This window comes from Amycolatopsis anabasis (assembly GCF_009765355.1).
GTDB lineage: Bacteria > Actinomycetota > Actinomycetes > Mycobacteriales > Pseudonocardiaceae > Amycolatopsis > Amycolatopsis anabasis.
Genome location: NZ_VTHK01000005.1, coordinates 229,868 through 256,326 on the forward strand (window position 1 = coordinate 229,868; position 26,459 = coordinate 256,326).

General features: G+C 70.5%; 26 protein-coding genes. 16 read left to right on the plus strand and 10 right to left on the minus strand.

Going from position 1 to position 26,459, the window contains the following annotated elements:
- Window positions 1–16 precede the first annotated feature (16 nt).
- Genes FXO23_RS09190 through FXO23_RS09205 form a run of 4 tightly spaced genes read left to right on the plus strand, consistent with a single transcriptional unit; the run spans window position 17 to window position 3,731 of the window.
- Window positions 17–1,174, plus strand: coding sequence for an acyl-CoA dehydrogenase family protein (locus FXO23_RS09190; RefSeq protein WP_158882892.1), 1,158 nt, complete (start codon window positions 17–19; stop codon window positions 1,172–1,174).
- Complete coding sequence (locus tag FXO23_RS09195) at window positions 1,171–1,947, plus strand: SDR family oxidoreductase (RefSeq protein WP_158882894.1); 777 nt, start codon at window positions 1,171–1,173, stop codon at window positions 1,945–1,947. The genes FXO23_RS09190 and FXO23_RS09195 overlap by 4 nt, the downstream gene beginning before the upstream one ends.
- 10 nt (window positions 1,948–1,957) lie before the next feature.
- A complete protein-coding gene (locus FXO23_RS09200) occupies window positions 1,958–2,569 on the plus strand; it encodes a TetR/AcrR family transcriptional regulator (protein WP_158882895.1) in 612 nt (203 codons plus the stop codon).
- A gap of 10 nt (window positions 2,570–2,579) precedes the next feature.
- Window positions 2,580–3,731, plus strand: coding sequence for an acetyl-CoA C-acetyltransferase (locus tag FXO23_RS09205; RefSeq protein ID WP_158882897.1), 1,152 nt, complete (start codon window positions 2,580–2,582; stop codon window positions 3,729–3,731).
- 149 nt (window positions 3,732–3,880) lie between these two features.
- On the opposite strand, the gene FXO23_RS09210 is transcribed toward FXO23_RS09205, so the two are convergent.
- Complete coding sequence (locus FXO23_RS09210) at window positions 3,881–4,888, minus strand: Lrp/AsnC family transcriptional regulator (protein ID WP_158882899.1); 1,008 nt, start codon at window positions 4,886–4,888, stop codon at window positions 3,881–3,883.
- A gap of 120 nt (window positions 4,889–5,008) precedes the next feature.
- Between FXO23_RS09210 and FXO23_RS09215 the strand changes: the two genes are divergently transcribed.
- From FXO23_RS09215 to FXO23_RS09240, 6 genes are all read left to right on the plus strand, one after another.
- On the plus strand, window positions 5,009–6,199 hold the full coding sequence (locus tag FXO23_RS09215) for a M20 metallopeptidase family protein (protein ID WP_158882901.1): 1,191 nt from the start codon (window positions 5,009–5,011) through the stop codon (window positions 6,197–6,199).
- 23 nt (window positions 6,200–6,222) lie between these two features.
- Window positions 6,223–6,420, plus strand: a complete 198-nt coding sequence (locus tag FXO23_RS09220) for a hypothetical protein (protein ID WP_158882903.1) — start codon at window positions 6,223–6,225, stop codon at window positions 6,418–6,420.
- The gene (locus FXO23_RS09225) at window positions 6,417–7,865 is read left to right on the plus strand and encodes a sodium:solute symporter family protein (RefSeq protein WP_158882905.1); all 1,449 of its coding nucleotides are present in this window, start codon (window positions 6,417–6,419) and stop codon (window positions 7,863–7,865) included. The genes FXO23_RS09220 and FXO23_RS09225 overlap by 4 nt, the downstream gene beginning before the upstream one ends.
- A gap of 208 nt (window positions 7,866–8,073) precedes the next feature.
- Complete coding sequence (locus tag FXO23_RS09230; RefSeq protein WP_158882907.1) at window positions 8,074–9,294, plus strand: metal-dependent hydrolase family protein; 1,221 nt, start codon at window positions 8,074–8,076, stop codon at window positions 9,292–9,294.
- Window positions 9,295–9,358: 64 nt separating this feature from the next.
- The gene (locus FXO23_RS09235; RefSeq protein WP_158882909.1) at window positions 9,359–10,339 is read left to right on the plus strand and encodes a pentapeptide repeat-containing protein; all 981 of its coding nucleotides are present in this window, start codon (window positions 9,359–9,361) and stop codon (window positions 10,337–10,339) included.
- A 250-nt stretch (window positions 10,340–10,589) separates the two neighbouring features.
- Window positions 10,590–11,147, plus strand: coding sequence for a sugar O-acetyltransferase (locus tag FXO23_RS09240; RefSeq protein WP_158882911.1), 558 nt, complete (start codon window positions 10,590–10,592; stop codon window positions 11,145–11,147).
- On the opposite strand, the gene FXO23_RS09245 is transcribed toward FXO23_RS09240, so the two are convergent.
- The 5 genes from FXO23_RS09245 to FXO23_RS09265 all read right to left on the minus strand — a co-directional run bounded on the left by FXO23_RS09245 (window position 11,131) and on the right by FXO23_RS09265 (window position 15,543).
- Window positions 11,131–11,973 (minus strand): alpha/beta fold hydrolase, encoded by an 843-nt coding sequence (locus tag FXO23_RS09245; RefSeq protein ID WP_158882913.1) that lies wholly within the window; start codon window positions 11,971–11,973, stop codon window positions 11,131–11,133. The genes FXO23_RS09240 and FXO23_RS09245 overlap by 17 nt on opposite strands.
- Before the next feature lie 138 nt (window positions 11,974–12,111).
- Entirely contained in the window at window positions 12,112–13,176 is a 1,065-nt protein-coding gene (locus FXO23_RS09250; protein WP_158882915.1) for an NAD(P)H-dependent flavin oxidoreductase, read from the minus strand.
- Complete coding sequence (locus tag FXO23_RS09255; RefSeq protein ID WP_158882917.1) at window positions 13,173–13,931, minus strand: CoA-transferase subunit beta; 759 nt, start codon at window positions 13,929–13,931, stop codon at window positions 13,173–13,175. Before FXO23_RS09255 ends, FXO23_RS09250 begins: the two co-directional genes overlap by 4 nt.
- Window positions 13,928–14,791 (minus strand): CoA transferase subunit A, encoded by an 864-nt coding sequence (locus tag FXO23_RS09260; RefSeq protein WP_158882919.1) that lies wholly within the window; start codon window positions 14,789–14,791, stop codon window positions 13,928–13,930. Before FXO23_RS09260 ends, FXO23_RS09255 begins: the two co-directional genes overlap by 4 nt.
- The gene (locus FXO23_RS09265) at window positions 14,791–15,543 is read right to left on the minus strand and encodes an enoyl-CoA hydratase family protein (RefSeq protein ID WP_158882921.1); all 753 of its coding nucleotides are present in this window, start codon (window positions 15,541–15,543) and stop codon (window positions 14,791–14,793) included. The genes FXO23_RS09260 and FXO23_RS09265 overlap by 1 nt, the downstream gene beginning before the upstream one ends.
- Before the next feature lie 88 nt (window positions 15,544–15,631).
- Here FXO23_RS09265 and FXO23_RS09270 point away from each other — a divergent pair, with 88 nt between their 5' ends.
- Window positions 15,632–16,423, plus strand: a complete 792-nt coding sequence (locus FXO23_RS09270; protein WP_158882923.1) for an SDR family oxidoreductase — start codon at window positions 15,632–15,634, stop codon at window positions 16,421–16,423.
- Complete coding sequence (locus tag FXO23_RS09275) at window positions 16,420–17,334, plus strand: SDR family oxidoreductase (RefSeq protein WP_158882925.1); 915 nt, start codon at window positions 16,420–16,422, stop codon at window positions 17,332–17,334. Before FXO23_RS09270 ends, FXO23_RS09275 begins: the two co-directional genes overlap by 4 nt.
- A 166-nt stretch (window positions 17,335–17,500) precedes the next feature.
- On the opposite strand, the gene FXO23_RS09280 is transcribed toward FXO23_RS09275, so the two are convergent.
- Window positions 17,501–17,845: a hypothetical protein gene (locus FXO23_RS09280; protein ID WP_158882927.1), complete on the minus strand. Its 345-nt coding sequence runs from the start codon at window positions 17,843–17,845 to the stop codon at window positions 17,501–17,503.
- 201 nt (window positions 17,846–18,046) lie between these two features.
- Here FXO23_RS09280 and FXO23_RS09285 point away from each other — a divergent pair, with 201 nt between their 5' ends.
- Window positions 18,047–19,264 (plus strand): cytochrome P450, encoded by a 1,218-nt coding sequence (locus tag FXO23_RS09285; protein ID WP_158882929.1) that lies wholly within the window; start codon window positions 18,047–18,049, stop codon window positions 19,262–19,264.
- Here the strand turns inward: FXO23_RS09285 and FXO23_RS09290 are convergent.
- On the minus strand, window positions 19,261–20,271 hold the full coding sequence (locus tag FXO23_RS09290; protein WP_158882931.1) for an RNA polymerase subunit sigma-70: 1,011 nt from the start codon (window positions 20,269–20,271) through the stop codon (window positions 19,261–19,263). The two genes, FXO23_RS09285 and FXO23_RS09290, sit on opposite strands and share 4 nt — an antisense overlap.
- 84 nt (window positions 20,272–20,355) lie before the next feature.
- Between FXO23_RS09290 and FXO23_RS09295 the strand changes: the two genes are divergently transcribed.
- Both FXO23_RS09295 and FXO23_RS09300 read left to right on the plus strand, forming a co-directional pair.
- Window positions 20,356–20,958 carry a TIGR03086 family metal-binding protein gene (locus FXO23_RS09295; protein WP_158882933.1) on the plus strand — a complete coding sequence of 201 codons (603 nt, stop codon included), beginning with the start codon at window positions 20,356–20,358 and terminating at the stop codon, window positions 20,956–20,958.
- 55 nt (window positions 20,959–21,013) lie between these two features.
- Window positions 21,014–21,514: a pyridoxamine 5'-phosphate oxidase family protein gene (locus FXO23_RS09300; RefSeq protein ID WP_158882935.1), complete on the plus strand. Its 501-nt coding sequence runs from the start codon at window positions 21,014–21,016 to the stop codon at window positions 21,512–21,514.
- Window positions 21,515–21,534: 20 nt separating this feature from the next.
- On the opposite strand, the gene FXO23_RS09305 is transcribed toward FXO23_RS09300, so the two are convergent.
- Window positions 21,535–22,698, minus strand: a complete 1,164-nt coding sequence (locus FXO23_RS09305) for a steroid 3-ketoacyl-CoA thiolase (protein WP_158882937.1) — start codon at window positions 22,696–22,698, stop codon at window positions 21,535–21,537.
- A 270-nt stretch (window positions 22,699–22,968) separates the two neighbouring features.
- On the opposite strand from FXO23_RS09305, the gene FXO23_RS09310 reads away from it, so the two are divergent.
- Window positions 22,969–24,195, plus strand: a complete 1,227-nt coding sequence (locus tag FXO23_RS09310) for a cytochrome P450 (RefSeq protein WP_179956725.1) — start codon at window positions 22,969–22,971, stop codon at window positions 24,193–24,195.
- A gap of 44 nt (window positions 24,196–24,239) precedes the next feature.
- On the opposite strand, the gene FXO23_RS09315 is transcribed toward FXO23_RS09310, so the two are convergent.
- Window positions 24,240–26,450 (minus strand): GH92 family glycosyl hydrolase, encoded by a 2,211-nt coding sequence (locus tag FXO23_RS09315; protein WP_158882941.1) that lies wholly within the window; start codon window positions 26,448–26,450, stop codon window positions 24,240–24,242.
- Window positions 26,451–26,459: the final 9 nt, after the last annotated feature.

The window sequence follows — 26,459 nt, forward strand, 5'->3', positions numbered from 1 at the left end:
CGCGAGAGGAGGCGCGGTGCCCGAAAGTGGCAGCACTTTCCGTGAACGGGTGCGTACCTGGCTCGAGGAGAATCTGCGCGGGGAGTTCGCCGGATTGCGCGGGCGGGGCGGTCCCGGGCGCGAGCACGAGGCGTTCGAGGAGCGGGTCGCCTGGGAGCGGCACCTCGCGGCGGCGGGCTGGACGTGCCTGGGCTGGCCGGCCGAGCACGGCGGCCGCGGCGCTTCCCTGGAGGAGCAGGTGATCTTCCACGAGGAGTACGCCCGCGCGGGCGCCCCGGCGAAGGTCAGCCATCTGGGGCAGGAGCTGCTCGGCCCCACCCTGATCGCGTTCGGCACGCCCGAACAGCAGCGCCGGTTCCTGCCGCCGATCGCGGCGGTGGAGGAACTGTGGTGCCAGGGCTATTCCGAGCCCGGCGCCGGATCCGACCTCGCCGCGGTGGCCACCACCGCGACGCTCGAAGGCGACGAGTGGGTGCTGCACGGGCAGAAGGTGTGGACCTCGCTCGCGCACGTCGCCGACTGGTGTTTCGTCCTGGCCCGGACCGAACGCGGTTCGAAGCGGCATCACGGGCTGTCCTACCTGCTGGTGCCGATGCGGCAACCGGGCGTCGAGGTGCGGCCGATCCAGCAGCTCACCGGGACCTCGGAGTTCAACGAGGTCTTCTTCGACGGCGCCCGCACGCCGCGGGAGGAGGTGGTGGGCGAACCCGGCGACGGCTGGCGGGTGGCCCTGGGCACGCTGGCGTTCGAACGCGGGGTGGCGACGCTGGGGCAGCAGGTGGGCTTCCGGCGGGAGTTGCGGGCGCTGACCGATCTCGCCGAATCCAGCGGCGCCGCGCGGGATCCGGTGATCGCCGAGCGGATCGCCCGGGCCTGGCTGGGCCTGGAGGTCATGCGCGCGCACGCGGTGCGGACGCTCGGCGATTCCTCGACCGGGGTGGCCGAGGTGTCGAAGCTGGTGTGGGCGAACTGGCACCGGTCGCTGGGTGAGCTGGCGATGCTGGTGCGCGGCGCGGCCGGACTGGTCGCCGAGGCCGAGCCGTACGAACTCGACGATTGGCAGCGGCTGTACCTGTTCACCCGCGCGGACACGATCTACGGCGGTTCCAACGAGATCCAGCGCAACATCATCGCCGAGCGCGTGCTCGGCCTGCCGCGAGAGGTGCGCCCGTGATTCCTGTCCCGAAGTACCCCGAGGGCCGCGATCTGTTGCGGGACAAGGTGGTCGTGGTGACCGCGGCCGCCGGAACGGGCATCGGCTCGGCGGTGGCCCGGCGCGGCCTGGAAGAAGGCGCGCGGGTCGTGGTCAGCGACTGGCACGAGCGGCGCCTGGCGGAGAAGGTCGCGGAGTTCGCCGAACTGGGCGAGGTGCACGCGATTCCCTGCGACGTGACCCGGGAGGACCAGGTCCAGGCGCTGATCGACGGCGCGGCCGAGAAGTTCGGACGGCTGGACGTGCTGATCAACAACGCCGGGCTCGGCGGCAGCAAGTCCATTGTGGACATGACCGACGAGGAGTGGACGCGGGTCCTCGACGTCACCCTGAACGGCACGTTCCGGGCCACCCGCGCCGCGGTCCGCCGGTTCATCGCACAGGGCGGGGGCGGCGCGGTGGTGAACAACGCCTCGGTGATCGGCTGGCGGGCGCAGGGCGAGCAGGCGCACTACGCGGCGGCGAAGGCGGGCGTGATGGCGTTGACCCGCGCGGCCGCGGTGGACGTCGCGCCGCACGGGATCCGGGTGAACGCGGTCGCGCCGAGCCTGGCGATGCACCCGTTCCTGGCGAAGGTCACCACCGAGGAACTGCTCACCGAGCTGACCGGCCGGGAGGTCTCCGGGAGGGCCGCGGAGCCGTGGGAGGTGGCGAATGTGATGGTATTCCTGGCCAGTGACTACGCCTCGTACCTCACCGGCGAGGTGGTCTCCGTGAGCAGCCAGCATCCGTGAAGGGACACCGATGAACACGAAACCGGGCGGTTCCGGGCGCCGGGCCGAACTGCTGGGCATCGCGGCGAAACTGTTCGCCGAGCGGGGCTTCGTGTCCACCACGGTCCGCGACATCGCGGACGCCGCCGGGATCCTGTCGGGCAGCCTCTACCACCACTTCGATTCGAAGGAGTCGATGGCGGACGAGATCCTGACCGGGTTCCTGGACGAGCTGTTCGGCCGGTACGCCGAGATCGTCGCCGCCGAACTGGGCCCGCGCAAGACCCTGGAAGCCGTGGTGGTGGCGTCCTTCGAGTCGATCGACCGGCACCCGGCCGAGGTGGCGATCTACCAGAACGAGGCCAAGCACCTCATGCAGTTCCCGCGGTTCGACTACCTCAACGACCGCAACGCCGAGTTCCGCAAGCTGTGGAACACGATCCTGACCGACGGCGTGCGCGACGGCGTGTTCCGCGCCGATCTGGACGTCGAGCTGGTCTACCGGTTCATCCGGGACACGGTGTGGGTCGCCGTGCGCTGGTACAACCCCGAAGGCGCGCTGTCCGCGGACGCGGTCGCCGAACAGTACCTGGGGATCCTGCTGGACGGCATCGCCACGCGGCGCCGCCCGGTCAAGAAGTGAAGGAGCGGGTATGGCCGAGGCGTACATCATCGACGCGGTGCGCACCCCGGTGGGCAGGCGGGGCGGCGGGCTGAGCGCCGTGCACTCCGCCGATCTGGGCGCGCACGTGCTGAAGGCGGTCGTGGAGCGGTCCGGGGTGGATCCGGCGCTGGTCGACGACGTGATCCTGGGCTGCACCGACACGCTCGGCTCGCAGGCGGGCAACATCGCGCGCACGGCGTGGCTCGCGACCGGTTTCCCGCACCACGTGCCCGGGGTGACCGTCGACCGGCAGTGCGGTTCGAGCCAGCAGGCCGTGCACTTCGCCGCGCAGGCGGTGCTGAGCGGCACGATGGACCTGGTGGTCGCCGGGGGCGTGCAGAACATGAGCCAGATCCCGATCAGCGCGGCCATGCTCGCCGGGCGGGAATACGGTTTCGACGACCCGTTCTCCGGTTCGAAGGGCTGGCAGGAGCGGTACGGCTCGGTCGAGGTTTCCCAGTTCCGCAGTGCCGACATGATCGCCGGGCACTGGGACATCTCCCGCGAAGCGATGGAAGAGTTCGCGTTGTCGAGTCACCAGCGCGCCCTCGCCGCGATCGATTCCGGCCGGTTCTCCCGGGAGATCGTCCCGTTCGGCGACCTGGTGCACGACGAGGGCCCGCGCCGCGACACGAGCCTGGAACGGATGGCCGGGCTGAAACCGCTGAGCGAAGGCTCGCGCCTGACCGCCGCGGTGGCCAGCCAGATCTCCGACGGCGCGAGCGCCGCGATGATCGCGTCGGAGTCGTTCGTCCGCGAACACGGGTTGACCCCGCGCGCCCGGGTGCACCACATTTCGGTCCGGGCCGCCGATCCGGTGTGGATGCTGACCGGCCCCATCCCGGCGACCGCGCACGCCCTGCGCAAGACCGGACTGTCCATTGAGGACATCGACCTGTTCGAGGTGAACGAAGCCTTCGCGAGCGTGGTCCTGGCGTGGCTGGAGGAAACCGGCGCCGACCCCGAGCGGGTCAACGTCAACGGCGGCGGCATCGCCCTCGGCCACCCGATCGGCGCCACCGGCACCAAACTCTTCGCCACCCTCCTCCACGAACTCGAACGCCGTGAAGCCCGCTACGGCCTGCAAACCATGTGCGAAGGCGGCGGCACGGCCAACGTCACCATCATCGAACGCCTCTGACCCCATTCCGGTAGGCGAGTTTCCGCCCGGGGTGTCTGCGCGTCGCAAAAATAGCGGGGGACCTTTGCTCCAGCTCAACGGGAGCGGGGGACCTTTACTACCGTTGAACCGTAGTAAAGGTCCCCCGCTATTTTTTGGTGAGCCCGTGCTCAGGTGCGCACCGGTGCCCAGAAGTCCAGGGGGACGCGGTCGACCGCGCGGCCCGTGTCGTCGAGCAGGCGGCCCATCAGTTTGACGCCGCGCAGGGTGACCGCCCGGTCGATGATCTCCAACCTGGGCAGGCTGGCCACCAGCGAGCTTTCCAGCGGCACCGTGTCGGCGGGGGAGCGCAGCCACGCCACCAGCAGCAGGTTGGCGGCGCCGCTGATCGCCGCGCACATCCGCACCTCGGGCAGGTTCGCCAGTGAGCGGGCCGTTTCCTCCAAGCGGTCCGGTGGGACGCGCAGCCACAGCATCATGGTCACCGGGGCCGGGGACTTCGACCGGGCGATCTCGCACCGCAACCGCACGGAACCGCCGCCCAGCAACGCGTCCAGGTGTCGCCGGACGGTGCTCGCGCTCACCCCGAGATGTCCGGAAAGTTCCGCATAGGACATTCGCCCGTTCTCGCCCAGTGCCAGCATCAGCGCGCGATCCAGTTCGCCGAACCGGATCGGCGCGCTCGCCGACGGGACGTGCGCCGCGAGTGCCTCGCGCTGGCTGCGGGAGATCGCCCGCACCTCCCACCGGCTCCCCTCGCTGAACAACCGCGGCGCCACCAGTGTCCGCGTCCCGGTCACTCCGGGCAGGGCCGCGAGCCGGTGGACGACGTAATCGGACACCGCGCGCAGATCCGGCGCCACCACGTGGATGAGCAGATCGCACGGCCCCGCCACGTGTTCGATCGTCGGCACGTGCGGATCGGCGGCGAGCGTCCGCGCCACCTCGGTCGGCATCCCGGGCGCGCAGTCGATCTGCACGAACGCCAGCGCCATTCGCGCCGCGAGCGGCCCCGCCGGATACGCCGTCATCCAGGCGTCCCCCGCCTCGACCAGCTGGTCCCACCGCCGGGCCGCGGTCGCCGCGCCGATCCCCAGGGCGCCGCCGATCACCGACCACGACGCCCGCGGGTCCACCTGCAGCGCGTTGATCAGAGTCAGCTCAAGCTCGGTCAGCATGGCGGAATCTTCGCCGGACCGGCAGAGTCGTGGTGGATTCCATGGATTCCGGCGGTCCGGGTGCTCGGCAACTGGATCATCGCTGACCAAGCATAGGTCGACAATCGGAGAAGGAGCCCCATGACTTTGCGCGAAGACGCGGCGGAACTGTCCGGTGACCTGGCGCGACTGCGCCGTGCCCTGCACCAGGAACCCGAGGTCGGCCTGCACCTGCCGCGGACGCAGGACAAGGTGCTCGGCGCCCTCGACGGGCTGCCCCTGGAGATCACCACCGGCAAGAGCCTGTCCTCGGTCACCGCGGTGCTGCGCGGCGGCAAACCCGGCCCCGCGGTCCTGCTGCGCGGGGACATGGACGCGTTGCCGGTCGCCGAACGGTCCGGCGAGGACTTCACCTCGCGCCTCGACGGCGTCATGCACGCCTGCGGCCACGACCTGCACACCGCGGGCCTGGTCGGCGCCGCGCAGCTGCTGTCCGCCCGGCAGGCCGACCTCGCGGGCGACATCGTGTTCATGTTCCAGCCGGGCGAGGAGGGCTTCGACGGCGCGGGCCACATGATCAACGAGGGCGTGCTGGAAGCCGCGGGTCGTCCGGTGGACGCGGCCTACGGGCTGCACGTGACCTCGTCGATGTTCCCCGCCGGGACGTTCGTCTGCCGCCCGGGACCGCTGATGGCCGCCTCCGACGGGCTGTTCGTCCGGGTCGTCGGCGCGGGCGGCCACGGGTCACAGCCGCACCGCGCGCTCGACCCGGTTCCCGCGGCCTGCGAGATGGTCACCGGGCTGCAGACCATGGTCTCCCGCCGGTTCGACGTGTTCGACCCGGTCGTGGTCACCGTCGGCACCTTCCACGCGGGCACCAAGCGCAACATCATCCCCGAGGAAGCCACCTTCGAGGCGACGGTCCGCTCGTTCTCGGTCGAAGCGCGGGAACGGCTGCGCGAGCACGCGGTCAAGCTGTGCCAGGACATCGCCGCGGCGCACGGGCTCGAGGTCGAGGTCAGCTACGAGACCGAGTACCCGGTGACGGTCAACCACGCCGACGGGCACGAGTTCGTCGCCTCGACCGTGCGCGAGGTCTTCGGCGAGGAGCGCTTTGTCGACCTGCCGCATCCGATGACCGGCTCCGAGGACTTCTCCCGCGTGCTCAACGCGGTTCCCGGGGCGTTCGTGTTCCTCGGCGCGACCCAGGCCGACGACCCGGATTCCGCGCCCACCAACCATTCCCCGCTCGCGACCTTCGACGACGGCGTGCTCGCCGACGGCGCCGCCCTGCTCGCCGAACTGGCCACCCGGCGGCTCGCGCTCGCCTGAATCCACGTAGAAGGGATGCGCCCGTGCGCCCGTACCACCTGGTTCCCGCGATCCCGGCCCTCGCGCTGATCCTCATGCCGTTCCTGCCGTTCGTCAACGCACCCGGCCTGTGGCTGGGCCTGCCCCGCATGCTCGTCTGGGGCGGCGCCTGGTGCCTGGCGTGCACGCCCGCCCTGCTCGTCGCCGAGAAGCTGATGGCCCGCGAGGAGGAGGATCGATGACCACGACCCTCGTCTTCACCTTCGCGGGCATCGTGCTGATCGGCGTCCTCGGTTTCCTCGGCCGCCGCAAACCGGCGGCGGACCTCGCCGAGTGGACGGTCGGCGGGCGCAAGTTCGGCGCGATGGCGATGTGGTTCCTGCAGGCCGGGGAGGTGTTCACCACCTTCACCTTCCTCGGCATGGCGGGCCTGGCGTTCAGCGGCGGGGTGGCCGCGATGTACGCGCTGCCGTACGTCCCGATCGGGTACATCGTGCTGTTCTTCCTGGCCAAGCGGCTCTGGTCGCTCGGCAAGCGGCGCGGTTACCTGACCCAGGGCGACTTCCTCGAGGACCGCTACGACAGCCGCCTCCTCGGCACCGTTTCCGCCGTCCTCGGCGTCCTGTTCGTGTTGCCGTACCTGCAGTTGCAGATCACCGGCCTCGGCCTGATCGTCAAACTGGTCACCGGGGACGCCGCGTCCAGCACGCTGTCCATGGTGGTCGGCTCGCTGCTGGTGGTGGCGTTCGTGCTGTGGGCCGGGCTGCGCGGCGTGGCGACCACCTCGTACTTCAAGGACGCGATCATGCTGGTCGTCCTGGTGGTGCTGATGATCGCGATCCCCACGCACTTCGCGGGCGGGATCTCCGCGATGTTCCACCGGGTCGCCGAACTGCGGCCGCAGCTGCTGACCGTCCACTCCGGAACGAACGATCTCACCTGGTTCACCACCAGCATGCTGGTCAGCGCGATCGGGGTCGGTCTGATGACGCTGCCGCAGACCTGGCCCGCGGTGATGTCCGCGCGCGACCCGAAGGTGCTGCGCCGCAACTACACCTGGATGCCGCTCTACGAGATCTGCCTGATGCTGCCGATGATCGTCGGTTTCGCCGCGGTTCTGGTGCTGCCCAAGGAAACGAACTCCAACGGCGTCCTGCTCACGCTGAGCAAGCAGGTGCTGCCGCCGTGGGCGACCGGGCTCGTGGTGGTCGCCGCGATCGCCACCGCGATGGTGCCCGCGGCGGGCATCCTCATCGGCATCTCCTCGCTGGTGGCCCGGAACATCGCCCGGGTCCGCAACGAGCGCACGCAGTTCTGGATCAACCACGGCACCGTGGTGGGCGCGTGCGCGCTGGCCCTGCTGCTCGGCATCTTCCGCCCCGATCTGCTGGCGAACCTGCTGCTGCTCACCTTCAGCGGCACCGTGCAGCTCGCCCCGGCCAACGCGCTGGGCTTCCTGCGGCGCAAGGTGGTCACCAAGATGCCGGTGCTGCTCGGGCTGATCGCCGGGGAGGCCGTGGTGGTCTGGCTGACCTTCGTCGACCCCGGACTGGTCGGGCACTTCAACGCCGGACTGGTCGGGCTCGCGGTGAACGTCGTCGTGCTCGCGATCGCCGCGGCCGTCGAACGGGCCACCGGCAGGTCGCCGGTACCCGCCGAAGGCGAACCTGCGACGGTGAACGCATGAGTCTCTCAATGGCGAGTCGCGGCACTCGAGTTGACCACAGGGCGCGCCCCGGCCGTCAGGCCCCAGCGCCGAGGCACTCTTTCCCGCCGAGGCGCCATCAGCACGAGTCGGGGCGGCAGGGCGCCCTGCCCATCGACGTTCGATGCGCTCTCAAGTCGCGCCCTGGCGACACGATCGCGGACGCGCGCGAAGCCGCGGAGGGCACAGCATGACTCGTACCGTTTTCGCCGGTGGCCTGGTTTTCGACGGCACCGGCGCCGATCCCGCGCCCGCCGACGTGCTGGTCGCCGACGGCCGGATCCTGGAGGTGGGCACCGGACTGGACGGCGACGAGGTCGTCGACTGCGCCGGGATGACCCTGCTCCCCGGCCTGTTCGACTGCCACGTCCACGTCACGGTCTCCCAGATCGGCCTGCTGCAACGCGTCGAGAAGCCGTTCTCGTACCAGTTCTACGAGGCCGCCCGGAACCTGTGGCGCACCCTGCGCCTGGGCATCACGACCGTCCGGGACGCCGCCGGCGCGGACCTCGGCATCAAGCAGGCCGTCGAGGACGGGCTGATCCCGGGGCCGCGGCTGCAGATCTCGATCAGCCTGATCAGCCAGACCGGCGGCCACGGCGACGGCTGGCTGCCGTCCGGCCACTGCGTGCCGCTTTCGCTGCCCCATCCGGGACGGCCGAGCGCGCTGGTGGACGGGCCGGACGAGATGCGCAAGGCGGCCCGGGCCCTGCTGCGGGCCGGGGCCGAGGTGCTCAAGGTGTGCACCACCGGCGGTGTGCTCTCACCCCGCGACGATCCGCGGCATTCCCAGTTCTCGCTGGAGGAACTGGACGTCCTGGTCGCCGAGGCCGCGATGCAGGGGCGGCACGTGATGGCGCACGCCCAGGGCTCGGAAGGGATCAAGAACGCGGTGCGGGCCGGGATCCGGTCCATCGAGCACGGCATCTACCTCGACGACGAGGCCATCGACCTGATGCTGGCGCGCGGCACCTGGCTGGTGCCCACGCTGGTCGCGCCGGTGAACGTGATCCGCGCGGCGCGGGCCGGTGCGACGCTGCCCGCTTCGGTGGTGCGCAAGGCCGAGGAGGTCGTGGAGATCCACGCCGACTCCATGCGGCGCGCGGTGGCCGCCGGGGTCAAGATCGCGATGGGCACCGACAGCGGGGTCGGCCCGCACGGGACGAACCTCGACGAACTGCCGCTGATGGCCGCCGCCGGGATGACCCCGGGCGAGGTGCTCGCGGCGACCACCTCGTCGGCCGCGGAGCTGCTCGGCTACGACGATCTCGGCGTGCTCGCCCCGGGCCGGCGCGCCGATCTGGTGGTCGTTTCCGGGGACGCCTACGACCTGTCCGCGCTCGGCGAGAACATCCGGGAGGTGTGGAAGGACGGCGTGCGGGTCACGGTCCGGGAACCGAAAGAAGACTGAGGATCTTTCGCGTTGAGCTACCATCCGACTACCGAAAGCGGAAGGCGGACGCGGGCGGGGCTCAGTGGCGAGACGCGAAACCGAGGTACACCAGGTCCTTTCCACCACGACGATCCTGGTGTGGTCGGCCGGGCTCCTCTGCGTCGCCGGGTTCGCCGTGGCGCTGCTGTGGACCACGCTCGGCACCGGCGAGACGCGTGACTCGATTCGACTCGACGTCATTCGCACGGCGGCGAGCATCGTGGTCGGCACCGGCGGCGCGGCCGCCCTGCTGCTCGCCGCCCGGCGCCAGCGCGCCACCGAACTGGACGTCAAGCAGAAGGACCACGACGCCACCGAACGCCGGGTCACCGAGCTGTACGGCAAGGCGGCCGATCAGCTCGGCAGCGACAAGGCCGCCGTCCGGCTGGCCGGGCTGTACGCGCTGGAACGCCTCGCCCAGGGCAATCCCGCGCACCGGCAGACCATCGTCAACCTGGTGTGCGCCTACCTCCGGATGCCCGCCCGGCCCTCGGCCCCCGCCGCCAGCGCGCCGCCGCGGATGCGGTCGGTGCACCGCGCGGAGGAATGGGAGGTCCGCCAGGCCGCGCAGCGGTTGCTGACCCGGCACCTGCGGCCCGAGGACGAAACGTCGCACTGGCCGGGGATCGAGCTCGACCTGTCCGGCGCGAACCTGGAGAAGTTCACGCTCACCCACTGCGTGTGCAAGTCGGCGCTGTTCATCGGGACCACGTTCGTCGGCCCGGCGACCTTCCGCGGGGCGACCGTCGAGGAGACCGCGGACTTCCGCGACGCGCGCTTCCTCGGCCTCGCCGACTTCCGCCGGGTCACCTTCGACACCCGGGAGAAACCGTTCCGCGGCGCCAGGTTCGAAGGCCAGGTCGAATTCGGCACCACCACCCCGGCCGTCCTCGCGGGGGCGCTGACCAGGACGGACAAGGAAGTCCGCCGCGTCTGGCCCCGCGGCTGGAGCGAACGGGAGATACCGGACGAACGACCGTGGGCGCGACTCGTTTCCGAAGAAGTCGCAACCGATCCCCGGTGACGCACGTCTCAGCGACAGGTCGACCAGAACGAGGAGGTGACCGACGTGTGCGATCCCCGCACCGCGCTTCGTGAGCGCGCTTTCCCGCCCCGGCTACCGGGGCAGGGGCCTGATGCCGACGGTCATCTCCGGCTTGGCGGCCGAGGAGGTGTTCGCCGGATCCGGCCCCGCGGCCAAGGGTCGGCGAAGTCCGGCGCGGCTTGCCGGTCGTGACCGTTTCGGCGGGTCTTGTGCCGCTAGCCTCGGGCGCATGGGTGAGCACAAGGAACGCATGCTGCGTGGCGAATTGTACCGCGACAACGACCCGGAACTCGTCGCCGAGCGGCGGCGCGCGCAGGCGCTGCTCGACGAGTTCAACGCGACCACGGCCGAGGAATCCGATCGCCGCGAGGTCGTGCTGCGCAAACTCCTCGGCCGGTTGGGTGACGGTTCGTGGGTCATGCCCAGGTTCCAGTGCGACTACGGCTACCTGATCGAGATCGGCTCGAACAGCTTCCTCAACTACGACGCGATCCTGCTCGACTGCGCCCCGATCCGGATCGGCGACGACGTGTCGATCGGCCCGCGAGCGCAGCTGCTCACCGCGCTGCACCCGATGGAGGACCACGAACTCCGGCGCCGGCGCTGGGAAACCGCGAAACCGATCACCATCGGCGACAACGTCTGGTTCGGCGGCGGCGTGATCGTCTGCCCCGGGGTGACGGTCGGCGACAACACGGTCGTCGGCGCGGGCAGCGTGGTGACCCGGGACCTGCCGCCGCGGGTCTTCGCGGCGGGGAACCCCTGCCAGGTCATCCGGCAGTTGTGACCAGCAGATCCCGGATCACCGCGGCGAACTTCGACGGATTGCGCTGCGGCGCCAGGTGCGCCCCGGGCACCTCCACGAACGGCAGGCCCAGTTCCAGCGCCAGGATCTTCGCCGGGGTGTAGTGGAAGTAGCCGCGGCTGCCCTCGCCCGCGGCGAGCGTGATGTCCGCTCCGCCCCGGCGCAGCGCGGGCACGTCCGGTTCGTACTCGTAGAACGACATCAGTTCCCGGGTGAACAGCAGCTTCCAGTCGTCCTCGTTGGGCAGCCGGATCGGCCGCAGCTGCGGGACGCCCGCCCCGGCGAGCGAGCCGACGAACTGCAGGAAAGCGCCCAGCAGGTCGCCGTTCTCGCTGCGCTTGACCTGCTCGGCGCCGAACGCCACCCACTCTTCGGCATCCGGCAGCAACTGGATCGCGGGCGGTTCGTGGGCGATCATCCGGTCGACTGCCTCCGGGAACCGGGCCGCGAGCTCCAGCGCGATCTGCGCGCCGGCACTGGTGCCGAAGACGTCCGTCCGCTCGTAGCCGAAATGCGTGATCACGGCCCGGGCGTCCTCGGCGTGCCGGGCGACCGGAATCGGACCGGTTGTCCGATCCGTGCTGCGGAAATGCCCGCGGCGGTCGTAGGTGAGCACGGTGTAGTCGGAGGCCAGTTGCCGGGCGAGCGCGCGGAAACTGTCGCCGGCGCCGAGCCCGCCCGCGATCAGCAGCAGCGGCGGACCATCCCCGTTGCGCTGGACGTGCAGTTCGGCATCGGAGACCGCGCAGGTGTTCTCGGTGCCTGTCCGAGAACGCGCGGACGCGCTCGTGCCGCCGGGGCTTGACATGGCAGGGTCTGTCTCGTTCCGTTGTTCTGGCGCCCCGCCGTCCCGATCGCGTGGCCTTCGGCCGGGGCGCGTTCCAGCACTCTTCTCACCCGGTTCAGTCCAGTCTGCAGACTCGCTGTCAGGGATCACGCCCCGAAGTCAAGCACAAGCACGGAGAGACCCGAGACGCTGGATGATGGTCGAGGCATCCTCGACGATCCCCTCGACGAGATCGGCCACCGCGGGCAGGTCGTCCAGCATGCCCACCACCTGCCCGGACGCGAGCACCCCGGCGCCGGTGTCCCCGCCGACCAGCCCGGCGCGCAGCAGCATCGGGGTGTTCGCCGCCATGATCACCTGCGACCAGGTGCGCTCGTTGCCGCGTTTCATCGCGATGCCCTCCCGGATCATCGCGCGCCAGGACAGCCCGGTGAGCTTCCGGAACCGGACCGCGTTCCGGACCGCGTGGGCCAGCCCGCGGGCCGGGCCCGAGCGTTCCAGCGCGTCCACCAGTTCGGTCCGCAGCACCCGGTGCGGCAGCCCGTCGACCTTGCGGGTCACCACGGTGTCGGTGAGCGACCGTTCGAGGTAGGCCCGCTTGACCTCGTCGGGAACGGTGCTCTCCCTGGTGAGCAGGAACCTCGTGCCCATCGCGACCCCGGCCGCGCCGTAGGCCAGTGCCGCGGCCAGGCCCCGGCCGTCGAAGAAACCGCCCGCGGCGATCACCGGGATGTCCACCGCGTCCAGCACCGAGGGCAGCAGCAGCGTGGTCGCCACCCCGCCGGTGTGCCCGCCGCCCTCACCGCCCTGCACGATCACCGCGTCCGCGCCCCAGCTCGCGACCTTCTCCGCGTGCCGGGCGGCGCCGATCGAGGGGATGACCACGATCCCGGCGTCCTTCAGCCGCGCGATCATCTCCTTGCGCGGGGCCAGCGCGAAGGACGCGACGCGCACGTTCTCGCGGATCAGCAGGTCGATCCGGCGCGAGGCGTCCTCGGCGTCGGCCCGCAGGTTCACCCCGAACGGGTTGCCGGTGCGCGCCTTGGTCTCCTTGACCGCGGCCTCGAGTTCGTCGTAGGTCATGGTCGCCGAGGCCAGGATGCCGAGGCCACCGGCTTCGGCGGTCGCCGCGACCAGGCGGGACCCGGCGACCCACCCCATCCCGGTCTGCACCACCGGATGCCGCACACCGACCAACCCGGTGAGCGGGGTACTGAGTGTCATACCGGAACTTCCTTGTCCCGCAAGGACTTCGGGTCGAGCACCGCGCGCAGCAGGTGGAGTTCCTCGTCGGTCGGCAACCGGGTCTCGGTGGTGTGCCGGGTCTCCAGCGCGAACCCGGTGGCCTCGGTGACCTCCTCGACCGAGACGCCGGGATGCACCGACAGCAGGCGCGGCGCGCGGTTGCGCCCGCCGAAGTCGAGCACGCCCAGGTTCGTCACCACCCGGTGCACGTCGTGGAACCGCCACGCGGACGGGCCCGCCTCGTTCGCGCGGGCGAACCCGACCCCGGACACCACGTCGACCTGGTCCACGAACACCCGGCGGCTGTGCCGGGGAACCCAGTAACTGGTGCGGTGGTTGACCGTGTTGCCCGGTCCGCCGCGCACCCCGAGGAGCTGTTTCTTCGGCCGGGCATGGTCGCCGATCGCCGAGATGTTCTGGTTCCCGTGCCGGTCCACCTGGTTCGCGCCCATCACGACATGCCGTTTCCCGTGCGGCACCACGGTGTCCAGCACCTTGCGGAACGGCTGCCAGCCCTCGATGACCGGTTTCTCGTCGGCGCCGAGCCCGGGGGTGTTGGCGAGCAGGTACGCCTCGCCGTCGGACAGCAGCAGATCCGGTTCGAACGTCAGCCGGGCCAGCCGGGCGCCCAGCGAGGGCAGCAGGCCCATCGGGCTGGCCACGATCTCGCCGTCCCCGCGGAACAACTCGGCGCAGGCGACGGCGGCGATCTCGGCGCGGGTAACGCTGGTCATGCGGCCTCCTCGGTGAACTTCGCGACCTCGGCCTGGTAGTGGCGTTCGTCGCCGGACAGGAACCGGTCGACGAACCGCGGCCACGCGTCGGGATCCTTCGCCGATTCGGCGTAGTGCCGCTGGAACCGTTCGTCCCGGCCGTAGTCCGGGGCCGCGGTGGTGAAATGCGCGCCGTGCGGGGTTTCGCAGACGCCGTGCACGCTCGCGCGGTTGAGCAGCAGGCTCTGCACCGGGGCGGTCGCGGTCAGTTCGGCGGTGTCCACGACCTTTTCCACGGACACGTAACACTTCCGCGCGGCGAGCGCGAACAGATCGTCGAAGTACGGATCCGGCCCGAGGTACTGGGCGTTGCCGCGCTGATCCGCCCGGTTGAGGTGGACCAGCGCCGCGTCCAGGGTCAGCGCGGGCACGGCGAGCAGTTCCTCGCCGTCGCCGTACGGGGAGCGCACGGTGCGCAGTTCCGGGTTGAACCGCAGCACGTCCGAACCCAGCCCGGCCCGCGTCGGCAGGAACGGAAGCCGTTGCGCCGCGGCGGAAAGCCCGGTCCCGAACACGCCTTCGTCGTATTCGGTCACCTCGATCCCGCCCGATTCCCGGACCCGGTTGAACCACGGGTCGAACGGGATCGAATCGAGCGTGACGAACCCGAAGACCAGCCGCCGGATCTTGCCCGCCGACGCCAGCAGGCCGACGTCCGGGCCGCCGTAGGAGACCACGGTCAGGTTCTTCAGCGGCGACCGCAGGATCGCCCGCACCAGTGCCATCGGTTTGCGCCGGGAGCCCCAGCCGCCGATGCCGATGGTCATCCCGTCGGCGAGTTCGGCGACGACCTCGTCCGGCGTCATGCGCTTGTCCGCCATCAGTTCCCCTTGCCGTTCTTGATGAACTCCTCGCGTGCCGCGTCGGAGACGCCCGCGAGGTTGAGTTCGAAGGTGAAGCCCTGTTCGAAGCGGTAGCTCCGGTGCACCGGCTGGGTGTCGATGCCGTTGATGGCCTGCTTCGCGGCGCGGATCACCCGGGTGTCCTTCGCGGCGATCTGCCGGGCCACCGCGAGCGCGGCCTCGTCCAGTTCGGCGCGCGGGACGACCCGGTACACCGAGCCGTGGTGGTGCAACTGGTGCGCGTCGATCGTGGCGGCCGTGTAGTAGAGCGCCCGCATCAGGTGCTGGGGCACCAGGCGGGCGAGGTGGGTGGCCGCGCCGAGCGCGCCGCGGTCCACCTCGGGCAGGCCGAAGGTGGCGTCCTCGGCGGCCACCACGACATCGGCGTTGCCGACCAGGCCGATCCCGCCGCCGAGGCAGAATCCCTGCACCGCGGCGATCACCGGGACCGCGCAGTCGTAGACCGCGGAGAACGCGGCCGCGCAGCCGTGGTTCGCGCCGATGAGCGCGGAATACGCCTCGTCGCGCTGGATCTCCTTGATGTCCACGCCCGCGTTGAAGCCCCGGCCCTCCGCGCGCAGGACGACCACGTGCGTGCCCGGATCCCGGCCGGCGGCGGTGATCGCGTCGGCGAGGTCGAACCAGCCCTGGACGGTGAGCGCGTTGACCGGCGGGGCGTCGACCGTGACCACGGCGATGCCCGGCTCGGGGTGGTGCGCGGTGATCGGCATACTTGCTGCCTCGCTTCCAAACCTAGCACTTGCTTGGTACGTTAGCAGGGTCCCAGATCCGGGTACAGAGTCGTCAGGAGGTGCGCCGGTGGCGCTCGAACTCCGCCTCGAAGGTGCGGTCGTGCTGGTCACCGGTGGTGTGCGCGGGGTCGGCGCGGGGATCGCCCGGGCCTTCCTGCGCGCCGGGGCCACCGTGGTCACCTGTGCCCGCGGGATGCCCGACGAACCGGTGCGCGTCGCGGAAAGCGCCGCCACCTTCGCCCTCTGCGACGTGCGGGAACCGAGTCAGGTCGACCGGCTCATCGGCGATCTCGCCGACCGGCACGGGCGGCTGGACGTCGTGGTGAACAACGCGGGCGGGGCGCCGTTCGCCGAGGCCGCGACCGCGTCGCCGCGGTTCCACGCGAAGATCGTGGCGTTGAACCTGCTCGCCCCGCTGACCGTCGCGCAGCGCGCGAACTCGGTGATGCAGCAGCAGGAATCCGGTGGCGTGATCGTGAACGTGAGCAGCGTCAGCGGGACCCGGCCCTCGCCGGGGACGGCCTCCTACGGGGCCGCGAAGGCCGGATTGGACAACCTGACCGCGAGCCTCGCCGTCGAATGGGCGCCCAAGGTCCGGGTCAACGCCCTGGATGTGGGCATGGTGCGCACGGAACGGGCCGAACTGCACTACGGTGATGAGGCGGGAGTGGCCGCCGTCGGCGCGACCGTCCCGTTAGGACGATTGGCGGAACCGGAAGAGGTTGGCGCGTGCGCGGTGTTCCTGGCTTCCCCGTTGGCTTCCTACGTGAGCGGGGCGACGCTGGCCGTGCACGGCGGCGGGGAACGCCCGGCCTTCCTGGCGGCGAGCACCGCACAAGGCGATAAGGAGAATTCGTGACTGGAATCGTAGCCGGCCGGGTCGTGATCGTCACCGGCGCGGGCCGGGGGATCGGCCGGGCACACGCGCTGGCCTTCGCCCGGGAGGGTGCGCACGTCGTGGTCAACGACATCGGCGCCGCGCTCGACGGCAGCGGCGGCTCCGGCGGGCCCGCGCAGGACGTGGTCGCCGAGATCGAGGCGCTGGGCGGAAAGGCCGTCGCGAACACCGACGACGTCGCCGACTGGGCCGGTGCGGAACGGCTGGTGCAGACCGCGCTGGACTCGTTCGGCCGCCTGGACGTCCTGGTGAACAACGCGGGCTTCCTGCGGGACCGGATGCTGGTCAACCTCGCCGAGGAGGAATGGGACGCGGTGATCCGCGTGCACCTCAAGGGACATGTGGCGACGGCGCGGCATGCCGTGGCGTACTGGCGCGCGGAGACGAAGGCGGGCCGCACCCCGGACGCGCGCGTGATCAACACCAGTTCCGGCGCCGGGCTGCTGGGCTGCGTCGGGCAGGGCAACTACTCCGCCGCGAAGGCCGGGATCGCCGGGCTGACCCTGGTCGAGGCCGCCGAGTTCGAACGCTACGGGGTGACGGTCAACGCGATCGCGCCCGCCGCGCGGACCCGGATGACCGAGCAGGCCTTCGCCGACGACATGGCCGTGCCGGACGACGGTTTCGACGCCATGGCACCGGAAAACGTGTCACCACTGGTGGTGTGGCTGGGCAGCGCCGAATCGGCGGGTGTCACCGGGCGGATGTTCGAAGTGGACGGTGGCCGGGTGTCGGTCGCCCAGTCCTGGCGGCACGGACCGGCCGAGGACAAGGGCGCCCGCTGGGAGCCCGCCGAACTCGGCCCGGTGATCAAGCGACTGGTCGCCGAGGCTCCCGTTCCGCATCCGCCGTACTCCTACACCCCGGCCTAGCACGTGTTTCAAAAGCCGCGTGTCCCCGCTCGAGACGACCCGGCGCGCGCCTCGGCCGAAGGCCCCGGATTTGCGGAGGCAGGCCGCAGACTTGCGCCAAGTGAGAGACCTGCGCGAGTCACGGCCTGGCTACGCAAATCCGGACGCGCGCACTAAGAAGCACAGCTTAGCTGAAGACCACGGACCGCAGCTTGAGCCGGTCCGAGGCCTTGCCGCCGGGCTTCAGGGTGAAGTAGGCGTCGCCTTCGCAGTCGCTGTCCTTGAACATCGTCGCGGACGAGTGGGTGTTGTTGCGCGGGCGAAACGCGTACGCGTTGTGGAACGCCGCGACCTCGGGGATCTCGATGCATTTGCCGCTGGGCGGATCGACCAGCCCACCGACTGCGAGGTTTCCGTCCTTGTTGTAGTAGCGGTAGATGAATTCGCCCTCGGTTGCGAACGCGGTGCCGGAAACCGTGCAGACCAGGGCGAAAGCACTGGCGAGGGCGAGAAATGCGGTGCGCAGGCGCATCGGGAACGCATCCTTTCCGCGGTGGCTGGAGACTTCTCAACACTGCCCGCCCTTCCGGCGCCGAGGGGCCGATTCCACCCGTTCGGTTAGGGCGGGTCACCGGCCCGTGTGGTGGTGCTCAAGTCCCGCCTCCCGCGATCAGCGGTAGCCACCGCCGCGTCCCCGACGGCATCCTGGACTGGTCGTCCGAAGGGGGAAAGCATGACCACCAGGCTGGACCATGACGTCGTCGGCGAGGTGCTCGCGGCGCTGGACACGGCGGCGGGCAAGGCGGATCCGTACCCGCACTACGCGCGGCTGCGGTCGCTGGGGCCCGCGGTGACCGCACCGGACGGGCGGCTGGTGGTCACCGGATACCGGCAGTGCGCGGCGCTGGTGCGCGATCACCGGCTGGAGAAGAGGCCGGAACTGCTCCTGCTCGGCGCCGGGCACGACAACTGGCGGGAACGGCCGTCGCTGCGGCTGATGTACACCAGCATCCTCGTGCTCAACCCGCCCGTGCACACCCGGTTGCGCCGCCTGGTCTCCGCCGCGTTCACCGCCCGCCGGGTCGCCGAACTGCGCCCGGCCGTCGAGCGGATCACCGCCGAGCTGTGCGAACGGCTCGAGGGCACGGCCGACTTCGTCACCGAGTTCGCGTTTCCGCTGCCGGTGACCGTGATCGGGGAACTGCTCGGCATCCCGGCCGCGGACCGGCCGATGTTCCAGACCCTCGTCCGGGACTGGACCATGGTGCTGGACGATCTCCGCCCCGCCGTGGTCGACCAGGCGGACACCGCGGCGGTCACCATCCGCGACTACCTCGCGGAACTGGCCGCCGCGCGCCGCGCCGAACCGGCCGACGATCTGATCTCCGCGCTGGTGGCGGCCCAGGACGGCACCGAAGCACTGGACGCCGAGGAACTGGTGACCATGGCGGCGCTGCTGCTCGCCGCCGGTTTCGAGACCACCACCGGGCTGCTCGCGAACGGGCTGCTCGCGCTGCTGGCGGCGCCCGAGCAGGCGGCGCGGTTGCGCACCGAACCCGAACTCGCCGCGCCCGCGGTGGAAGAGCTGCTCCGCTACGACTCGCCCGTGCAGCTGGTGTCCACGCGCAGCGCCCCCGCCGATCTCACCATCGCCGAGGTCGCCTTCACCGAAGGGCAACGCGTCATCGGCCTGCTCGGCGCGGCGAACCGCGATCCCGCGGTGTTCCGCGAACCCGATCGGCTGGTGCTGGACCGCGCCGAGGAACCGCCGCTCTCCTTCGGCGGCGGCGTGCACTACTGCCTCGGCGCGCCGCTGGCCCGGCTGGAAGCGCAGATCGCCTTCCCGGCGCTGCTGTCCCGGTTCCCGGGTCTGGAGGTCGCGGGCACCCCGGTCTTCCGGGAGGGACTGGCGCTGCACAGCTACACGTCGCTGCCGGTGACCACGAACTAGGGCCCGGACTCGCAGGTCGCGGGTAGTCCGAAACGGTGTAGCAAGCCGTCGTGGAGGAACCACGTGACGCCGAGGATCCGGTCCTCGCGCAGGGTGAGCACGAGCAGCCCGGCCGGGTGCGCGGTCGGCTCGCCGGGTTCGGTGAGATAGCAGCCGAGCGCCGGCTGGGTATTGGCCCAGGTGGGGACCAGCCGGAAGGTCCGGCGTCCGCGCCAGGCGGTGAACGTGCCGAGGAAGTCCGCGATCGCCGCTGTGCCGTGGTATTCGTGGGGTGCCGGTGGCATGGCCAGCCACGCGTCGTCGGTCAGCAGCGCGATGATGCCGTCGACGTCCCCGGTGGTGAACGCGTCGGCGAAACGCCGGGTCAGGTCCCGCTCGCGCGGCGAATCGGGAAGCGCCGTGCGCTCGGGGTCCAGGGGCTGTCGCCGCAGCTGCTCGCGGGCACGTTGCAGGGCGCCTTTGATCGCGGTCGCGCTGGTGTCCAGCATGGCCGCGACCTCCGCGGTGGAGTAGCCGAGCACGTCACGCAGCACGAGGGTGGCGGCTTGGCGTGGCGGGAGGTGCTGCAGCCCCGCGACGAACGCCAACTCGACCGCCTCCCTGGAGCGGTAGCGGGCCTCGGGCTCCGGCGCCCGGTCGGCGATCTGCTCCAGCATCGCGTCCGGATAGGGCTGCAGCCAGGTCACGTCGCCGCGGCGGGTGGGCTCGGGCGCCTCGAACGGCGGCACCGGCTCGGGTGGTCGCCGCCGCCCGGCGTCGCGCAGCGCGTTGAGGCAGCGATTGGTGGCGATGCGGTACAGCCAGGTCCGCAGCGACGCGCGGCCGGCGAAGCCGCCCAGGCCGCGCCACGCCGCGAGCAACGTCTCCTGCAGCATGTCCTCGGCGTCGGCGAGTGACCCGAGAATCCGGTAGCAATGCAACTGAAGTTCGCACCGGTAGGGGTCGGTCAGCTCGCGAAACGCCTGCTCATCCCCGGCCCGCGCGCGGTCCAGCGTGTCCTGACTCACCGCGGGATCCTCCCACCGTTCCGTTTCGCGGGCCGACGGTGTCTCAACAAACGAACGACCGCAACCCTACGGAGAAGAGCAGCGATGATCGACAAAACCACCACCGCACCCGTCGACGGCCTCGCCACGGTCCTCGGCGCCACGGGCGACCTGGTCGCCGCCGTCCGGCACGACCAGTGGAGTTCCCCCACCCCGTGTCCGGAGTGGACCGTCCGGGAACTGGTCAACCACCTGGTCCTCGGGAACCGCTTGTTCACCGGCATCCTGCGCGGGGAAGCGGCTGTCCCGCCCGGCGCCTTGGACCCCAAGGTCCGCGACGCGCTCGGTGACGACCCCGCGGCCACCTACCGGCGCGCCGCCGCAGAACTGCTCGGCGCGTTCCGGCAGCCGGGCGTGCTGGAACGCGTGTTCGAGGTACCCGTCGGGCCGGTGCCCGGCATCGCCGCGGTGCATCTGCGCGCCGTCGAGGAACTCGTGCACGGCTGGGATCTCGCCCAGGCGACCGGGCAGCAACCCCGGTTCCCGGACGATCTCGTCGAGCAGGGACTGGAGTTCACCCGCGGCAAGCTCGCCGACGTCCCGCCGGACCGGAGCCCGTTCGCGCCGCCGCGACCGGTTCCCGGCCACGCCTCGCCCCTCGACCGGCTCGCCGCCCTCCTGGGCCGGGCCATCGAGCCGCCGCGCTGAACTCCGTTCCCGGACGCTCATCGGTTTTGTCGGTGCCCGGGAGGACACTGCGGCTATGACCACATGGCAGCAGTTCGAGGGCGAACAGCCCGTGCTCGCGGCGAAGGTTCGCGCGCGGCTCGGGGCGTACAAGCACCACGTGCTGGGCACCATCCGCAGGGACGGCCGCCCGCGGCTGAGCGGCACGGAGGTGGACTTCTTCGGGCCGGACCTCGTCCTGGGCGCGATGTCCGGCGGGATGAAGTCCCGCGACCTCCGGCGCGACGGTCGCTATTCGTTGCACACCAACCCGGGCACCGAAACCGAGATGATGGAGAAGGGCGACGCGAAGCTCTCCGGGGTGGCGATCGAGGTCACCGATCCCGAGGTGATCCAGGCGCCCACCGACGAGCCCGTCCCCGGCCCGTCCGATCTGTTCCTGTTGCGGCTCAACGAGGTTGTCCGCACCTCGATCGATCCGAAGCTGGACGCGCCGTTGATCGAACTCTGGCATCCGGGCAAACCCCTGCGACGGTTCGCGCGCTACATGGAGGAGGCGATGCCGCTGGACGAGTAGCACCACAACCGAACAGGCGATCAGATCCGTTCGATGATCGTGGCGGTGGACAGCGCGCCACCGGCGCACATCGCGATCAGCGCGGTGGAGGCGTCCCGGCGTTCGAGTTCGTGCAGCGCGGTCGTGATCAGCCGGGCGCCGGTGCTGCCGACCGGGTGGCCCAGGGCGATGGCGCCGCCGTTGACGTTCACCTTCGCCGGGTCGGGCTCGTGCACCTGCTGCCACGAGAGCACGACCGACGCGAACGCCTCGTTGATCTCGAACAGATCCGGGTCCGCGATGGTCATGCCGCTGCGCTTGAGCACCCGCTCGGTGGACTGCACCGGGCCGTCCAGGTGGTAGTACGGCTCGGCGCCGACGAGTGCCTGCGCGACGATCCGCGCCCGCGGCTTCAGCCCGAGTTCCTTGGCGCGGTCGGCCTCCATCAGCAGCACGGCGGCGGCGCCGTCGGAGATCTGCGAGGAGGTGCCCGCGGTGTGCACGCCGCCCTCGAGCACCGGCTTGAGCTTGGCCAGGCCCGCCGCGGTGGTCTCCCGCAGGCCCTGATCGCGGCCGACCAGTTTGGTCTCCCCGGTCGGCTTGCCCTCGTCGTCGAGCACCGGCGCCTTCACCGGCGCGACCTCGCGGTCGAACCGGCCTTCGGCCCACGCGGCGGCGGCCTTCGCCTGGGACTCGGCGCCGAACCGGTCCACGTCGTCGCGGGTGATCCCGCGCCGCACCGCGATCCGCTCGGCGGCCCCGTACTGGTTGGGCATGTCGATCGACCAGGAATCCGGCCGCGGCGCGCCCGCGTCGGTGCCGCGGTTCGCGCCGAGCGGCACCCGGCTCATCGCCTCGACCCCGCAGGCCATGCCGACGTCGATCGCGCCGGTCGCGATCAGCCCGGCGATCAGATGCGTGGCCTGCTGGGCGGACCCGCACTGCGCGTCGATGGTGGTCGCGCCGGTCGTCTGCGCCAGACCGGCGTGCAGCCAGGACGTCCGGGAGATGTTGCCGGCCTGCTCGCCCGCCTGGGTGACGCTCCCGCCGATGACCTGTTCGACGAGCGCGGGATCGATCCCCGCCCTTTCCAGCAGCGCGAGCTGCGCCGCGCCCAGGATTTCGGCGGCGTGCAGCCCGGACAGCCAGCCCCGGCGCTTGCCGATCGGGGTTCGCACGGCCTCCACGATGACGGGATTGCGCACGCTCGTCTCCTTTGTCCAGCGGCCGGGTTCCAGTACCGCAAAACTAGAACAAGTTACAAAACAGGGCAAGTGTGACGCAGGTCAACCGCCATTTGGTGACTCTCCGGCGACGGTGGTTCTACCAGGAGTTTCAAGATCCTAATCGAGCAAGTAAACGGGGTTCACTCAAGCTCTTCACTTAGTTAACACCGTATGCTTTAATCGCGTCTAGAACGTGTTCCACGACTGACGCGTGGGGTGCGGACAACCCGACGACCGATGGAGGTAGCCGTGGCAACGCCGCTCATCCCTGCCGGCTTCGACTTCACGGATCCCGATCTGCTGGCCACCCGGCTGCCGTTGGAGGAGTTCGCGGAGCTCCGCCGCACCGCCCCGGTCTGGTGGAACCCGCAGCCGCTCAACCGCGCGGGGTTCGGGGACGAGGGCTACTGGGTGGTGACCCGGCTGGAGGACGTCAAGGCCGTCTCCCGGGACAGCCAGCTGTTCTCTTCCCAGGAGAAGACGGCGATCATCCGGTTCGACGAGGACATGACCGAGGACCAGTTGAACGCCATCCGGCTCATCCTGCTCAACATGGACGCGCCGCAGCACACCAAGCTCCGCCGGATCGTCTCGAAGGGGTTCACCCCGCGGGCGATCGCGAGGCTGGAGGAGGCGCTGCGCGACCGCGCCGCGAAGATCGTGCACGAGGCCAGGAAGAAGGGCTCCGGGGATTTCGTGGCCGACGTCGCGTGCGAGCTGCCGCTGCAGGCGATCGCCGAACTGCTCGGCATCCCGCAGGAGGACCGGCTCAAGATCTTCGACTGGTCCAACCAGATGATCGGCTACGACGACCCCGAGTACGACGTCGAACCGGTCGCCGCCTCCGCGGAACTGGTGGGCTACGCCTGGAACATGGCCGAGGAACGCCGCAAGTGCCCGATGGACGACATCGTGACCAAACTCGTCCAGGCCGATGTGGACGGTGAGTCGCTGGCCTCCGACGAGTTCGGCTTCTTCGTGATCCTGCTGGCGGTGGCCGGTAACGAGACCACCCGCAACGCCATCACGCACGGGATGAAGGCGTTCCTCGACCACCCCGACCAGTGGGAGCTGTACAAGGAGAAGCGGCCGAAGACCGCCCCGGACGAGATCGTCCGCTGGGCGACCCCGGTCGTCGCCTTCCAGCGCACCGCGACCGCCGACACCGAGCTCGGCGGGCAGCACATCCGCAAGGGCGACCGGATCGGCATGTTCTACAGCTCGGCCAACTTCGATCCCGAGGTGTTCGACCAGCCGGAGAAGTTCGACATCCTGCGCGAGGACAACCCGCACGTCGGCTTCGGCGGCACCGGTTCGCACTACTGCATCGGCGCCAACCTGGCCCGCCTGGAGATCGACCTCATCTTCAACGCGATCGCCGACGAGATGCCCGGCATCCGCGAGGCCGGTGAGCCGGTCCGCCTCCGCTCCGGCTGGCTCAACGGCATCAAGCACTACCCGGTGCACTACGCCTGATCGCTCGGCCCGAAAGCGCGCGCGCTTTCGGGCCGAGTCGTCACCTAGGTACGGGGTGACGGGCCCATGGTGAACCGCAGTTCGCCGCCGCCGGTGAGGTCGCGGTGGCTCAGGAACGGCTTGGTGACGGGCTTCCCGTTCAGCCGGACGCCCTGGACGTACTGGTTCGTGTCCGAGTTCCCGGGCGCGGAGATCACCAGCGGCCGGTGTCGTCCCGGTAGCCGCACGGTGACCTTGGTGAAGAACGGGCTGCCGATCGCGTACTGGTCCGAAGCCGGGTTCACCGGGTAGATGCCCATCGCGGACAGCAGGTACCAGGACGACATCTGCCCGCAGTCGTCGTTGCCGCTCAGCCCGTCCGGGCGGTTCGCGTAGTCGCTCTTCGCGATCTGCCGGACGCGTTCCTGCGTCTTCCACGCCTGACCCGCGTAGTCGTACAGGTAGGCGATGTGGTGGCTGGGCTCGTTGGTGTGGTTGTTGTGCCCCTCGGCGAGGTGCCGGTCCAAAGTGGACAAGAACCGGTCGCGGCCCATCAGGTCGATCAGGCCGGGCACGTCGTGCATCACGTCGAAGGTGTAGACCCACTCGTCGCCCTCGGTCCAGCCGCCCTTCGCCCACGAGCCGTCGAGGTTGCGCGACTGCATGAAGCCGGTCGAGGCGTTGTACAGGGTGCGGTAGTTCTGGCTGCGCCGCAGGAAGAACTCGGCGTCCGCGGTCCGGCCGACCGCCTTGGCGACCTGCGCGACCGCCCAGTCCTCGTAGGCGTAGTCCAGCGTCCGGGAACCGGCTTCCGCGGTGCGGTCGGCGGCCACCCAGCCCTTGTCCTGGTACCAGGTGAGCCCGGCCCGCGCCTCGACCGGCGTGCCTTCCTCGCGATCGGCGTAGCGGAGTTCGGTGTCGCGGTCCGGCGGGGTCATCGCGTCCTTGTACACGGCCCGGTAGGCGAGTTCGCGGTCGAAACCGGTGAAACCCTTGTTGATCGCCTCGGCGATGATCGAGTCGGCGTTGGTGCCGACCATGATGTTGGTTTCGGCGGGGTTCTTCCACATCGGCAGCCAGCCGCCCTCGGTGAAGTCGTGCAGCATCGACGTGACCATGTCGTCGACGCGTTCCGGGGCGAACAGGGTCAGGAAGGCGTTCTCGGCGCGGAAGGTGTCCCACAGCGAGTAGCTCGTGTAGCTCACCCCGCGGTGCACCCGGTCGTCGTAGGCGCTGTAGTAGCGGCCGTACTCCGACATCTCCGACGGGTACTGCAGCGCGTGGAACATGCCGGTGTAGAAGTTCGCGAGCTGGTCGGGCGTGGCGCCCTCGATGGCGACCCGGTCCAGCTTCTCGCTCCACGCCGCGCGGGTCTGCGCCGCCACCCGGTCGAACGAGCGCGGATCGGGCGCCTCCCGGCGCAGGTTCTCCCTGGCCTGCTCGACGGAGATGAACGAGGTCGCGATCCGGACCTGCACCTGCCGCGTACCCGCGGGGAAGCGGGCGAACGCGCCGACCGCCGGGTCCGTGCGTCCTGTTTCGCCCTCGTGCAGGGCACCCCCGGACGAGGTGCCGAAGCTGTCGAACCCGGTGTCGAAGCTCGCGACGAAGTAACCCTTGAAGTTCGGCGCCTTGAACGGACCGAGCTTGCTGTCCTGGCGATCCGGGTTGTAGCCGGAGATCTCGCGCCGCGCCGGGTCGATCCGGACGTTCCCGGTGATCCCCGCCCGGGTCGCCTCCAGCACGAAGTTCGCGGGCGCGCCCTGGGGGTAGCTGAACCGCATGACCCCGACCCGCGAGGTCCCGGTCAGCTCGGCCCGCAGCTTCTTCCCGCCCCCGGCGTCCAGGTCGACCGAGTACCGGTCGGGTTTGGCGCGCTCGTCCTCGTGCCGGAACGGCAGGCCCCGGGCCTCCATGGTCGGCTTGACGTCCCCGATCCCCGGCATGCCGACCACATACCCGTAGTCGCCCATCCAGATCGCGGGCTGGTGGGTGCCGATGAATCCGGTGATCTTCGTGTCGTCGTGGTGGTAGGGGAGGCGGCTGACCCAGTTCTGCCGGGTCATCGGCGACCAGCGGGTCATCGCGAACGGCGGCGCGGTGCTCGGGATCATCCCGCCGTACTCGGTCGCGCTCTCGCCGTCCGTGCCGATCAACGGGTTGACCAGGTCGATGTTGCCGTGCCGCCGCTCGAGTTCCGGCGCCGCCTGCGCGGGTGCCACCGATCCCGCGAAGAACACGACGACCAGCGCTGCCAGCCACCTGGGTGTCCGCATCGCACGCCC